Origin of the sequence: Actinoplanes sp. NPDC049668 (genome assembly GCF_044465445.1) — a bacterium.
Classification (GTDB): domain Bacteria; phylum Actinomycetota; class Actinomycetes; order Mycobacteriales; family Micromonosporaceae; genus Actinoplanes.
The window spans coordinates 700,755-713,547 of the sequence record NZ_JBITLR010000004.1 but is presented as its reverse complement, the minus strand read 5'-3'; the positions used below and the strand labels follow the sequence as shown (position 1 = coordinate 713,547).

Annotated in this window: 11 protein-coding genes; 4 read left to right on the top strand and 7 right to left on the bottom strand. The window is 71.7% G+C overall.

Annotated elements, in window-relative coordinates:
* Positions 1-437: 437 nt before the first annotated feature.
* The 6 genes from ACIBSW_RS20600 to ACIBSW_RS20575 form a co-directional block, all read right to left on the bottom strand.
* Positions 438-902: a MarR family winged helix-turn-helix transcriptional regulator gene (locus ACIBSW_RS20600; protein WP_354728511.1), complete on the bottom strand. Its 465-nt coding sequence runs from the start codon at positions 900-902 to the stop codon at positions 438-440.
* Positions 903-1,818: 916 nt separating this feature from the next.
* Positions 1,819-2,307 carry an inner membrane protein YiaA gene (yiaA, locus tag ACIBSW_RS20595; protein WP_354728509.1) on the bottom strand — a complete coding sequence of 163 codons (489 nt, stop codon included), beginning with the start codon at positions 2,305-2,307 and terminating at the stop codon, positions 1,819-1,821.
* Positions 2,308-2,464: 157 nt separating this feature from the next.
* A complete protein-coding gene (locus tag ACIBSW_RS20590; RefSeq protein ID WP_354728507.1) occupies positions 2,465-2,890 on the bottom strand; it encodes an integrase in 426 nt (141 codons plus the stop codon).
* Positions 2,891-2,934: 44 nt separating this feature from the next.
* Positions 2,935-4,026: a DNA glycosylase AlkZ-like family protein gene (locus ACIBSW_RS20585; RefSeq protein ID WP_354728505.1), complete on the bottom strand. Its 1,092-nt coding sequence runs from the start codon at positions 4,024-4,026 to the stop codon at positions 2,935-2,937.
* A gap of 61 nt (positions 4,027-4,087) precedes the next feature.
* On the bottom strand, positions 4,088-4,873 hold the full coding sequence (locus tag ACIBSW_RS20580; protein ID WP_354728503.1) for an MTH938/NDUFAF3 family protein: 786 nt from the start codon (positions 4,871-4,873) through the stop codon (positions 4,088-4,090).
* A 266-nt stretch (positions 4,874-5,139) separates the two neighbouring features.
* On the bottom strand, positions 5,140-5,937 hold the full coding sequence (locus ACIBSW_RS20575; RefSeq protein ID WP_354728501.1) for an aminoglycoside phosphotransferase family protein: 798 nt from the start codon (positions 5,935-5,937) through the stop codon (positions 5,140-5,142).
* A gap of 671 nt (positions 5,938-6,608) precedes the next feature.
* On the opposite strand from ACIBSW_RS20575, the gene ACIBSW_RS20570 reads away from it, so the two are divergent.
* From ACIBSW_RS20570 to ACIBSW_RS20555, 4 genes are all read left to right on the top strand, one after another.
* Positions 6,609-7,790, top strand: a complete 1,182-nt coding sequence (locus tag ACIBSW_RS20570) for an endonuclease (RefSeq protein ID WP_354728499.1) — start codon at positions 6,609-6,611, stop codon at positions 7,788-7,790.
* A gap of 214 nt (positions 7,791-8,004) precedes the next feature.
* Complete coding sequence (locus tag ACIBSW_RS20565; RefSeq protein ID WP_354728497.1) at positions 8,005-8,655, top strand: PAS domain S-box protein; 651 nt, start codon at positions 8,005-8,007, stop codon at positions 8,653-8,655.
* A gap of 201 nt (positions 8,656-8,856) precedes the next feature.
* Positions 8,857-10,683 (top strand): ATP-binding protein, encoded by a 1,827-nt coding sequence (locus ACIBSW_RS20560; RefSeq protein WP_354728495.1) that lies wholly within the window; start codon positions 8,857-8,859, stop codon positions 10,681-10,683.
* A 9-nt stretch (positions 10,684-10,692) separates the two neighbouring features.
* On the top strand, positions 10,693-11,079 hold the full coding sequence (locus tag ACIBSW_RS20555; RefSeq protein WP_354728493.1) for a response regulator: 387 nt from the start codon (positions 10,693-10,695) through the stop codon (positions 11,077-11,079).
* On the opposite strand, the gene ACIBSW_RS20550 is transcribed toward ACIBSW_RS20555, so the two are convergent.
* Complete coding sequence (locus ACIBSW_RS20550) at positions 11,076-12,749, bottom strand: SpoIIE family protein phosphatase (RefSeq protein WP_354728491.1); 1,674 nt, start codon at positions 12,747-12,749, stop codon at positions 11,076-11,078. The two genes, ACIBSW_RS20555 and ACIBSW_RS20550, sit on opposite strands and share 4 nt — an antisense overlap.
* Between the last annotated feature and the right edge of the window lie 44 nt (positions 12,750-12,793).

The window sequence follows — 12,793 nt, the reverse complement described above, 5'->3', positions numbered from 1 at the left end:
CGCCCACCACCGCAGGCAACGGGAGACCAGCCATCTCCCGCCTCGCCGAAGGCCTCCGCGCCTCGGCAGGTCGAAGGCGCTGGGCAGCGAAGTCGGGAACTGGTTGGCCGCTGACCGCCACCCGGGTCACCGGAGGCTCAGAGAGCCACGTTCAATCTTCAACCCGGCCTCGCGAGCCGCCAACCGCGCCCGCGGGGCCGCACCGCCGCGAACGCCAACTCCACCTCCACCTCCAACTCCGGCACCGGCACCGGCACCGGCACCGAGCTTCAACCCAGGCCCGCGAGCCGCCGACCGCACTTGCGGCGCCGCCGCCGACGTCGACACCCGAGTCCAGCGACCGCTACCCAGATTTCGCTCCGACCAGCGGAGGTGCGCCGGCACACTCCTCGCAGGGCGTCCTAGGATCCTTGGATACAGGCAAGGGCGATGGGAGATCAGTCCACGGGACCGCCGGTGTTCCGGATCATCTGCCGGAGCACCTTGAGGGTCGTGACGTAGTCCGCGTCGTCGATGCCCTGGTGGATTCGGGCGCGGATCGCCGGGGCGTGCTGTTTGAGGCCGACGCGCGCCTCCTCACCGGCTTCGGTGATTCGCAGCCGCTCCCCCGCCCGGCTCAGCCAGCCGCGCCCCACGAGCACCTCGGCCTCGGCGGCCAGATCGTCCTCGGCCCGGAGATAGGTCCTCATCGCCTGCCGAAGCTCGGGGATGGTCATCCCGTCACCGTCCGGCGAGAGGTCGTTGCCGGACAGGTTGCGCAGCAACCAAAACTGGGGCTGGGTGAATCCGAGCTCGGCCTGCCGCGCACGAGTGAACGCGATAAGCGCCTCATAGGCCACGCCGGTCCAGTAAGCGGCGGGCTGCGCAGCAAGCTCGACATCGGGAAACAAGTCCGTCGTCATGTGCTTTCCTCTCGGCCACGAATCGCTGAGAGAGGACGTTAAAACCTAAACCTCAGTCGAGGTCAACACGCCCGTCCCCGACTTCCGGCCCCCAACTTCCGGCCCCGGCCCGGCCCCGGCCCGGCTCTGACCCCGGCCCTGGCTCCGGCCTGACCCCGGCTATCGACCCTTGCTCCCGGCCCTGGCTCCCGGGTTCCGGCCCGGCTTCGGGCCCTTGCTCAGGCCTGGCCCCGGCCCCGCCCCGGCCCAAGCTCCGGCTTGCGGCCCTGGCCCTGGCCCTGGCCCTGGCCCCGCCTATCGGCCCTGGCGCCGGCCCTGGCTCCAGCCCTGGCTCCAGCCCTGGCTCCAGCCCTGGCTCCAGCCCTGGCTCCGGCACCGGTTTTGGGCCCTTGCCTCGGCCCGGCTCCGGCCCTGGCCATGGCCCTGGCCCTGGCTTCGGATTGCGGCCCTTACCCCGGCCCTGGCCTCGGCCCCGGACCCGGACCCGGCCATAGACCCTTGCCCCGGCCCCGGTTCAAGCACCGGCCCGGCCCTGGCCATGGCCCTGGCCCAAGCTCCGGCTTTCAGCCCTGGCCCTGGCGATGGCCCTGGCCCGGCGCTGGCCCGGCGCTGGCCCCGGCTATCGACCCTGGCCCTGGCCTCGGCCCCGGCTATCGGCCCTTGCCCCGGCCCGGCTCCGGCCTGGCTCTGGCGCAAGCTCCGGCTTCAGCCCTGGCCCTGGCCCAAGCTCTGGCTTTCAGCCCTAGCCCTCGCCCTGGCCCAAGCTCTGGCTTTCAGCCCTAGCCCTCGCCCTGGCTCCGGCCATCGACCCTAGCTCCGGCTTTCAGCCCTAGCTCCGGTCCCGGCTACCGGCTCTGACCGGGGAACGCGGTCCCCCGGCCCGTGCCCCGGGGCCGCAGCCGGCCCTCGGATCTCCTCACCGGGAAGAGGAACCGGTGATGATGCCGTTCATGTGGTCCGTGACCGGCACCAACGGCGCGGCGGCGGGGCGCGACGGCGCACGGAACTGCAGGGTGTCACGCACGTTCTTCTGCACCGCGACGGCGGCGAACAGCGTCATCGCGAACGCCAGCCCGTAGAAGCCCTTCTCGCTGAGCGCCAGTCCGCTGTTCCACAGGCCGACCACCAGCATCACCACGCCCAGGGCGAGCACGGACCACGACAGCCCCAGGTACAACGCCGACACCGGCAGCCCTTCGGCCCGGTCGCGCACCGACTTCTGCAGGGAGATGGCGGCGAACACGCCCAGCACCAGAACGGCGGCGTAGAAGCCCTTCTCGCTCCGGGCCATCGTGGCGTTCCACAGCCCGACGGCGAAGGCGACGACGCCGAGAACGAGTACCGCCCAGGAAGCGCCGACGAAGGCGGCGGTGGGCTGGGCCGAGGACGACGGCTGGTTGGCCACGACATTCTCCAAGTGGGGGTAGGAGCTGCCCGGCACGGTGCCGGGCGTGATGCACAGCCTGCGCGACCCGCAACCGGCCGTCCTGAGTCGCGGTACTCAACAGCGGGGAGCAGGCCACACCACGTGGCCTACCCAACGGGGCGGAACGTCCGCCCGGTCAGGCGCGCTGACGCGCCTCGTGGACGGCGATCACCCGGGCCGTTGGATCCACGCCGTCACCCGTGCACAGGCGATCAGTCAGTAGAAAGCCGGTCAGGGAGAACCGGGCCGCGTGCTCTCGCTCGGTGAGCACGAACTCCCCTCCCCGCAGGTCGGGCTGCCACCCGCTCTCCAGGGCATAGCCGATGACGGCCCTCAGGTCGCCCGACGTGGGGTAGGCGCCGTCGGTCGCGCATGCGACCCACGGTGATGGCCAGGTAACCGACAGTAGATCTGCCTGGAGTGTCCGGCCACGCTTGTCGCCGCCCCAGGCTCGGACCCGGATGCAGCGATGGCAGTCGTTCTCGGCCTGCACGTGACGGATCTCCGCGCGCCACACAAAGGTCCGCGCGCCGATTCGTAACCGCCGCAGTCGAATCCTCATGTCAGCCTCCCCGGACTGGAATGATTTCAGGACACCCTGGACGGTCAGGCGGGCAGGGCGAGGTCCAGGCCGAGCCAGTTCGCCAGCTCCTCAATCTCGTGTCGCACCGCGGCGGCCGTCGCCTTGGCGAACGGGGCGTCCTCGTGGATCGCGTCGACCCGCAGGATGCCGGCCTTGCGGTCGGCGGTGGCGTCGAGCTTGCCGACCAGGCGGTCGCCGTGCAGGATCGGCAGCGCCCAGTAGCCCCAGCGGCGTTCGGCGACCGGCTTGAACATCTCCAGCTGGTAGTCGAACTCGAACAGCTCGGTCATCCGCTTGCGGTCGAAGACCAGCCGGTCCAGCGGGGACAGCAGCGCGGTGCGGCCCGTGAAGGCCTCGTCCAGCAGCGCCGGGTCGACCCGCCATCGTCCTCGCACGCCCTCGACCGTCGCGGGCTCGCCCGCCTCGTCCGGATCGTCCCGGGCCGCCCGCGACCGGGGGCGGGCGATGCCCAGTGCCCGCAGCCCGCGCTCCTCGCGGATGCGCAGCGCCTGCTCGTAAGGCACCGTCTCGTCCGGGTAGACCCGCTCGGCCAGGTCCCACAGCCGGTCGGCGCCGCGACCGCCGGCGGCCGCGACCTCGCCCCGCTGCACCAGCAAGTCGATCATCTTCATGATGTTCCGGTTGTTGTTCCAGCCGGACGAACGCCAGGGGATCACGCAGGTGTCCGGCAGCTCGCGTGTGGTCAGCGGCCCGTCGGCGCGCAGCCGGGCGAGGATGTCGACGCGGCAGCCGTTGTTGACGTCGATCCACTCCCGCACGCCCTCCTGCCAGTCGCGCAGCGGTGGGCGCCCGGGCCACTCGGCCATCTCCGCCCGGTAGAGCGCGAGGTCCTCCGCCGGGCGGATCATGCCGCGCAGCTCCAGCAGGGCCTGCTCGTCGACGGCGTCACGCAGCTGCGCCGGCGAGTAGGCGGAGCCGAGCCGGCTCCACAGGACCAGGTCGGCGCTGGGCGCGACGGGCGCGGCGGGATCGTTCTGCAGCAGCGTCAACCGGCGCACCACGTCGAACAACCCGTCCGGCCGCCGGGCGTCCAGCAACTGGGCACGCACGGCGAGCCGGCGCGCGTCGGTGCGCGACAGGTTGTGCACGGTCATCAGGCGAGACTAGGCGGCGGGTACGACAAGAACCGGACCGTCGCGTCCCCGGCCCGGAACCTCAACAGGTCGAGTGGAAGAGCCCGCCGACCGGCCGGGCCGCCGCCAGCTCGTTGTAGATCCGGACCGCCTCCGTCGTCTCGGCGACATGCGCCGCGACGCCCCGCCGCTCGAGAAACTCGAGCACCTGCCGGCCCACCTGAAGCCGCAGGTCCATGCCGCGGGAGAGGACGACGTCGGTGGCGCCGTGCAGGAGAATCTCCTCGATGTCGGCGGGCTGGATGCCCGGGCTGTGGCGCGTGCCCGTCTCGGACCAGTCCCACTCCCGGCCCCCGCCGGGATAGAGCTTGGCGTCCTTGACCACCCCGAGTCCCGCCACCTCGATACGCCCCCATGAGATCGCCAGAATCCCCGGCGACCGTTTCGCATCCTCGACCACGACAGCTCCCCTCGGCCGCCCGCGACAAGGCCTGGCCACATCGTTCGGGGGCGCATCGAAGTCCAGGGTCAGCGAGCTGTGGTAAGCGACGGATCCGCCGCGGGTTCCGGGCTGATCGGCCGGCTCGCTGTCTCCCGTCCAGACCTTCACCGCTCGATAGGCGAACCCGTCCTGGTCCGCCGCCTCGGCACGGAAGCTGACGTCCTGCCCCCGCGTCAGTTCGCGGTACCCCTCGACGGCAATGGCCGAGAAATGCACCCAGCAGCCGCCCGGCACATCCGGGCCGTCGATGATGCCCCAGCCCTCGTCGGCGTCGAAGCTACGCACCGAACCCGTGCTCGTCGTCATCTGCCCAGTCTGCCCGGTGCCGGCCGACAGGATCCGCGATCGGCCCTGCGCCGCGCTCAATCCGCGGTGGTGCGCCAGCCGAGTCCGGCAGCCCTGGCCCGCCTGGGCGACGGCCGACTCGATGCCCGTTCAGGTCGGCCGGCGGCTGCGGCGGTTGCACGATCTGACGGCCGGCTTCGAGCCGCCGGCGGACGGGTGCCGGTTCATCGGTACCGCGATGGGGCCCGGCATGATCGTCGGTCACCAGGACGCGGGGCCCTCCAACGCGGTGATAGACGGCGACCGGGGCCGCCGATGCTTCGGCGGCCCCGGCCTAGCCTTGCCTGCTAGGCGATGGCCCGTTCGAGCAGGGTGCGGTGGCGGATCATCCACCCGGCGGAGCGGGCCCGCCAGGCCAGCGCCCAAAGCGGCGCCGGGTCGGTCGAGTCCGGGGTGATGCCGGCACGGACCGCCTCGGCGGAACAGTCCCGGATCGCGAACTCGATCATTCTGGTGACCAGCCCCTGCCGGTCGGCGCGCGGCAGTTCGTAGCCGTCGAGGAACAGCCGCAGCTGTCCGGCGCGGGTGGCCGCGTCGGGCAGGTTGTTGCGTTCGGCGACGTCGTCGTCGTGCAGTTGCGCGTGCCACCAGGCGGTGGCCACGACCTCATCGAGGCGGTCGACCGGTCCGGCCAGGGTCCAGTCGATGAACGCCACGGGCCGGCCGTCGCGGGCGATGGTGTGCCACGGTCCGGCGTCGCAGTGGCCGATCACCGGGTCTGCGCCCCGATGATGCATCCACCAGCGCTGCCACACCGCGTCCGGCGGCGGCCGGAAGCCGGCCGTCGCGGTGTGCAGGTCGCGGAGCAGCCTGCCGACCTGGCCGACGGCGTCGTCCGGCCACGCGTACGGGTGGACGATGTCGCCCTCGATGTAGGTCAGCACCTCGTTGCCGGCGGCGTCGAAGCCGTCGCCGACCACCCGCGGGGCGCCGGCGAAGCCGGCCTCCTCGAGGTGGCGCAGGAGGGCATGGACGGTGCCGGTCCAGGGTTGGGCGGGACGCCTGATCGTCTCGCCGGAACGGATGACGTGACTGGGTCCGCCTTCGGCCGCCGCGAGCGGCTCGAAGGACGATGCGGAAACCACGAATTCTCCTCGTGTCAGCGCGGTAAGCGGTGATACGGCGCCGGATGACGGCGCCAGGAGCCGGCGGCGCGGTGTGGACCGCGGCCGGCTGGACCGCTGCGAGCCGAGGGTTCGCGCGTCTTACGGGTACTCCGCCCTCGAGGGCGGTGATCGTTCAGATCGCGGCGAACTCAGGGGTCGTAGCGGTAACGGCCACCTCGCTGCACACCATGCAAGTCATCAGGACCTCCTCGCCGAGCCGGAGACCGGAGACTAACGGGCCCGCGCGCGGCCCCGCCACCGACTTATCCCTTGATCGAACAGTCCCGGCCTACCCACGGCCAGGCACCCCCACCCCACCGGTCGGCCGGGCGGATCGGCAGACGCGGTGGCGTCTGCATGGCCCACTGCAAGATCAAAATCGTCTTCGGGTACGCCGGGAGGACCGTCACCGTCGAGGAAGTCCACGACGGAGACAGGGATCGTTCGCACCCGCGAACCGCCGTGCGGCGGTACACGATCGCCGGCCCGTCTGGCGGAAGCCGAGATCCGGCGGCCCTGCTCAGCGCCCTGCGCCGAGCGAGCCGGGCTGCGCTGCGGCGGCGGGACATATGACGAAGTTGATATGGATCTATCCACGAGCCGGGCTTCCATACTGCTGGTAGTCGATGGCCTGGCGAACGGAGCTGATGATGTCCGGACTGACGTCACACCGGCGCGTTGTCGCGCTCCTGATGCCGGCCCTGCTAGGGCTGCTCGCCCTGGCCGTCCCGATGTTCCGGGCGCCGGCGCCCGACCTGCGCCAGATGGCCGCCGCCACCATGACGGTCGCGCAGGCGATCAGCGGCCAGACCGGCGGCACCGGAACGGTCCGCGGTTACATCGTCGGGCAGCCCACCGCCACCAACACGGTGCTCTTCGGCAACTTCACCGGCGACACCGCGCTGGCGATCGCCGACAGCAGCGGCGAGACCGACACCGGCGACATGTTGTACGTGCAGATCACCAGCGCCTACCGGTCGAGCTTCGGGCTGCAGAGCAACCCGGGCCTGGTCGGCGACCCGCTCACGGTGACCGGCACGCTGACCGCCTACTTCACGCACGCGGGTCTCAAGTCACCGTCCGCGATGACGCTCGGCGGGAGCACACCGACGCCGACGCCGACCGGCACCACCTCGCCGGCGCCGACCGGTTACTACGCGGCCGCGGCCGGCAAGTCGGGCGCCGCTTTGAAGAGCGCGCTGCACGGCATCATCTCCAGCGGGGTCACCACCCTGTCGTACGACGCGGTCTGGAACGCGCTGAAGGTGACCGACCAGGACCCCGCGAACTCGGCGAACGTGATCCTGCTCTACTCCGGGATCAGCCGGTCGAAGTCGCTCAACGGCGGCGACCTCGGCGACTGGAACCGTGAGCACGTCTGGGCGAAGTCGCACGGCGACTTCGGCACCAGCGCCGGACCCGGCACCGACCTGCATCATCTTCGGCCCGAGGACGTGCACGTCAACTCGGAGCGGGACAACAAGGACTTCGACACCGGCGGCACCGCCGTCGCCGACGCACCGGGCAACCGCAGCGACGCCGACTCCTGGGAGCCGCGCGCCGCGGTCAAGGGCGACGTCGCGCGAATGATCTTCTACATGGCGGTGCGCTACGAGGGTGGCGACTCCTGGCCCAACCTCGAGGTCGACGACGCCACCGGCAGCGGCACCGCGCCGCGGCTGGGCCGGCTCTCCGCGCTGCGGCAGTGGAACCTGCAGGATCCGCCGGACGCGTTCGAGCGGCGCCGGAACGAGCTGATCTACAGCAGCTACCAGCGCAACCGCAACCCGTTCGTCGACCACCCGGAGTGGGTCACGTCGATCTTCGGCTGACGCGGCGTCCACAAGGTCCAATTTCGGGAATTCGCCTCCCGCGCGGAGCATGCCCCGCGCGGGGGGCGTTTGTCTAGGGCCGATGGTCGCTTGTGCAGCCGAAAGTCATCGAGCTAGCCTATTTGCTGCGAATTGTTTGAAGGCTCGACGGAAGGCCTTTTCACATGGTCATTAGGCCCATCCTGGAGCAAGGACGTATCTTGCGGAACCGAATATGAACGCGCCCGCCGACAGTCTCGGGTGGCCCGCGGGTGAGTCCAGGCTCGCCGAGGCGTCCGCCCCGGTCGCCGGAGGTGATGCCGCGCTGGCGGACATCGTGCGCTCGTCGCACGACGCGATCGTCGCCATGACGCTCGAGGGCGTGGTGACGGCGTGGAACCGGGCCGCCGAGCAGCTGTACGGCTACCGCGCCGAGGAGATCATCGGCAGGCGGGCCGAGCAGCTGTACCCGCCCACGGCCCGCGCCGGCGAGGCGGTAATCCTGCGCCGGATCGCCCGCGGCGAACGACTCGACCAGTACGTCGGCGACCGGATCCGCCGCGACGGCAGCACCGTCACGGTGCGGCTGAGCGTATCGCCCATCGCCGGCGACGCGGGCGTCGTCGTCGGTGTCGCCGTCGCCGCCCGCCGCGCCCCCGACAGCGGCCGGGACACGCAGCCGGCCCAGGAGACGGTCCTGTCCACCCGCACCAGCCACGAGCTGCGTACCCCGTTGCAGGCGGTGATCGGCTTCACCGGCACGCTGCTGCTGCGGCTGCCGGGACCGCTCAACGACGAGCAGGTGCGCCAGCTCGAACTGGTGCAGGAGAGCGCCCGCCAGCTGCTGGAACTGATCAACGAGAAGTCACGTCCGGTGGACGGCTGACAGGCTTCGGGGTACCCCGATCAGGTGATGGCCCGCGTCGCTCGCAAGTGGATATGGTGTTGGCTTGGTCGGCCGGGAGTGGTCGCCCTGTCTGCGTGGTCGGGTGGTGTGCGAACCGTGGAGTGGTGGCAGCTGACCGCATTGGCCAATGCCGTGATTCTGGTGGCCTATCTGGCGATCTCATTCGCTATCGCGCGGGGTTTGTTGCGCACCCGCCAATGGCGGAACAATCCGCTCGGGCTGGCGACCGCGGCGATCTTCTTCAGCTGCGCGGTGCACCACGGCGCGCACACCGTCCACCTGATGCTGCCCTACCTGGACCCCACGATGCACATGGGGCTGGCCATGCGGCACGCGTTCAGCAGCCCGTCGATCGCGAGCTGGGACGTGGTGACCGCCGGGCTCGCAGTCTGGTATTGGACGCTGCGCGGGCGCTTCCCGGCGCTGGTGCGCGGCGCGGCGGTGTTCGAGGACCTCCGGCTGCGGCAGGCGGCCGAGGCCACGCTGCGCGCCAGCGAGGAGCGCTACCGCGGCATCGTGGAGACCACCAGCGAGGGCGTGCTGCTCCTCGACGGCGAGGGCCGGATCACGTACGCCAACAACCGGTTCGCCGCGATGCTCGGCCGGCCGCAGGACGAGCTGTCGGGCGCGGCGTTCATGAACCTGGTGACCGAGGCCGACCGGCAGCTCGCCGAGCGGGAACTGGCCGGCGTCGCCGAGGGCGGGACCCGGCGGCTCGAGCTGGGGCTGCACCGCAGCGGCGGCGAGGTGATGTGCGCGATGGTCGCCCTGACGGCGGGCGTCGACGACGACGGCGGCGTCCTCGCGATGGTCGCCGACGTGACCGCGCAGAAGAACATCGAGGCGCAGCTGCGCCAGGCGCAGAAGCTCGACGCGGTGGGCCAGCTCGCCGGCGGGGTCGCGCACGACTTCAACAACCTGCTGACCGTCATCGACGGGTACGCGGCGTTGCTGATCGCCCGGGCCGACGAGGCGTCCGCCCGCGACCTCACGATGATCCGCGAGGCGGCCACCCGGGCGGGCACGCTGACCCGCCAGCTGCTGGCGTTCTCCCGGACGCAGACCGCCGAGGAGCGCGTCGTCGACGTCGTCGGCCTCGTCAAAGGGCTGGAGGGGATGCTGCACCGGCTCATCCGCGAGGACATCGAGATGGTGGTGACGGCCGTGACGGCGCCGCTGCACGTGCGGGTCGATCCGGGCCAGCTGGAGCAGGTGCTCGTCAACCTGGTCGTCAACGCCCGCGACGCGATGCCCGACGGCGGGACCCTGACCATCGGCACCGACCGGGTCGAGGTCGACGGCGAGGCCGCGGCCCAGCTGGGCGCCCAGCCCGGGGAGAACGTCCGGATCACCGTCGCCGACGGCGGCTGCGGCATGTCGGCGGAGGTGGCCGCCCGCATCTTCGAGCCGTTCTTCACCACCAAGGAGCAGGGCAAGGGCACCGGCCTCGGCATGTCCACCGTGTACGGCATCGTGACGCAGGCGGGCGGGTCCATCCAGGTGAACTCGCGGCCGGGCCAGGGCACCGCCGTCGAGGTGTACCTGCCGATGTCCGCGGCGGCGGAGCTGCCAGCCGGTCCCCCGCCGGACCCGGTGCCGCAGCGGCTGGTGACGGGCACCGAGACGATCCTGTTCATCGAGGACGACCCCGCCGTCCGCACGCTCACCGAGCGGATACTGCGCACCGCCGGTTACCGGGTCCTGACCGGCGTCGACGGGCACCACGCGCTGCGGATCATGGAGGGGAACCCGGAGATCAGCCTGCTGGTCACCGACGTGATCATGCCGGGCATGAACGGTCAGCAGCTGGCCGACCGGATCACCGCCATGCTGCCGGGCCTGCCCGTCCTGTTCACCTCCGCGCACACCCGCGGGGTGCTGACACCCACCACCCGGGACGACCCGGGCGTCGCCTTCCTGGAGAAGCCCTACACGGCGACGGGAATCACCCGGACGGTCCGCGCCGTCCTGGATGCCCGCACCAGCTCTGCCACGGCGACGAACTGAGGTTATGCGGTGCCAGCCGAACAGACCGGGAAGACCGTGCTCTACATCGACGACAGCGCGATAAACACCATCCTGGTCGAGCGGATCCTCGCCTGCCGCCCCGAGGTGGTGTTCGGCTCCGCCGCGGACGGCCGCTCCGGCCTGGACAGCGCCACCCGGCTGCGCCCGGACCTGGTGCTGCTCGACCTCACCCTGCCCGACATCAGCGGTGAGCAGGTGCTCGCCCAGCTCCGCGCCGACCCGGCCACCCGCGCCATCCCGGTGATCGTGGTCAGCGGCGAGACCGATCCGTCGGTGCATCTGCGGCTGCGGGCTCAGGGCGCGCAGTGGCTGACCAAGCCGTACGAGATCGAGGATCTGCTCCGGCTGGTTGACGACTCGCTGGCCGCGGGTTAGTCGCCGTCCCCGGCGACCCAGAGGACGGCGACGCAGGCGTCGTCGTCCGGCGAGTCGCCGCCGAGCACCTCCCGGACGATCTGCTCGGCCAGGTCCTGCGCGTCCGGCTGCTGATCCGCCGACGACTCCGCGAGCTCGCCGAGCGCGCGCACGACGGCATACGGCAGCCGCTGCGCGTCGTTCGCCTCCGGGCCGCTGTGCCGGTCGGTCAGGCCGTCGGTGTACGCGCACAGCACCGCACCCGGCGTCATGGTCAGGTACTGCCCGGTGAACTCGGCGTCGGGGAAGACCCCCAGCGCCGGGCCGCGCTGCCGCAGCATGGCGACCGCCGGCACGCCGCCGCTGCGCGGCATGACCATCAGGGGTACGGGGTGACCGGCGTTCGCCACGCACAGGCAGTTCGTGTCGGGGTCGTAGACCGCGACGACCGCGGTGACGAACGTGTCGTCCCGCACGACGCCGAACAGGAGCCGGTTGAGCCGGGTCAGCAGGCGGGCCGGGTCGGGGTCCTCGAACGCGTACGCGCGCAGCGCGGCGAGGATCGGCGCCATGGCGGCGGTGGCCGGCTGGTCGTGGCCGGCCACCTCGCCGACCGACAGCAGGATCCGGCCGCCGGGGATCTCCTGCGCGTCGTACCAGCCGGTGCCGACGTCGAGCCGCTCGGGGGCGGCCAGGTAGATCGCGCCGAGGCTGCCGCCGGCGACCAGGGGCAGCGCCTGCGGCAGCACGGCGCGGTGGAACGAGTCGACGGCCCGCCGCTCCGCGTGCCACTCCGCCTGCGCCCGCAGGTGGGCGCGCTGCGCGTGGCGTACCTCGGTGACGTCCTGCGCGACTCCCCACACGACCCGGGGCGTCTCCGCGCGATGGCGCCCCGGCGGGGCCGTCCGGCAGGACACGATCAGCTCGTGTACGCCGCCGTCCATGTCCGCGACGCGTACCTCGGCGAGGCTGGGCACGCCGGTGCGCAGGGTGTTCCCGGCGGTGGTGAGCAGCTTGGCGAGGTCCTCGGGGTGCACGCGCTGCCGGAGCTGCTCGAGCCGCACCCGGGCCGATGGCAGCCGGAGCAGGTCGCGCAGGCCCATCGACAGCACTATCAGGCCGGCCTCCGGGTCGAGGTCCCAGGTGCCGGACTGGGTGAGCTGGTGCGTCTCGGCGAGCCGGTCGGCGAAGTCCGCGGCCAGCATCCGCCACTGCTCGGTGAGCTCGTCGGCGGGCAGCGCGGCCTGCCGGCCCGGCGCGGCGACGGCCACCTCGTCGACGGGTCCGACGAGGGCACCGTCGAGCACCTGCCCGGCGAGGTTCCCGGCCTCCAGCAGCGCGTCGATCGTCGCCAGCACCATGCCGGGCTGCGCCGGCTTGAAGATCACGTCCCGGACGCCGCAGGCGCGGGCCATGGGCTCGATCTCCTCGTGGCGGTAGTGCGCGGTGCTGAACGCGATCGGTATGTGGCTGGTCGTCGGCTGGCTGCGCAGCATCCGGGCCAGCTCGTAGCCGTCCAGGTTCGGCATCATGACATCGGTGATCACCGCGTCCGGCAGCCGCCGGCGGGCCAGCATCAGTGCGGCGTCGCCGTCGGCGGCCTCGCAGGCCTGATGCCCCCGGTAGCCCAGCAGGGTGCGCAGAAAGTCCCGGCTGATCGGATCGTCATCGACAACCAACACGGTCGCCATCGGTCTCCAATCACGGTGGGTGAACTCCCGTAGGGCGTTTCGAT

Bases quoted from the DNA above. Each gene is read 5' to 3' on its own strand.
- ACIBSW_RS20600 (WP_354728511.1), bottom strand. From the start codon at position 902: ATGACGACGGACTTGTTTCCCGATGTCGAGCTTGCTGCGCAGCCCGCC.
- ACIBSW_RS20590 (WP_354728507.1), bottom strand. From the start codon at position 2,890: ATGAGGATTCGACTGCGGCGGTTACGAATCGGCGCGCGGACCTTTGTG.
- ACIBSW_RS20585 (WP_354728505.1), bottom strand. From the start codon at position 4,026: ATGACCGTGCACAACCTGTCGCGCACCGACGCGCGCCGGCTCGCCGTG.
- ACIBSW_RS20570 (WP_354728499.1), top strand. From the start codon at position 6,609: ATGTCCGGACTGACGTCACACCGGCGCGTTGTCGCGCTCCTGATGCCG.
- ACIBSW_RS20565 (WP_354728497.1), top strand. From the start codon at position 8,005: ATGAACGCGCCCGCCGACAGTCTCGGGTGGCCCGCGGGTGAGTCCAGG.
- ACIBSW_RS20550 (WP_354728491.1), bottom strand. From the start codon at position 12,749: ATGGCGACCGTGTTGGTTGTCGATGACGATCCGATCAGCCGGGACTTT.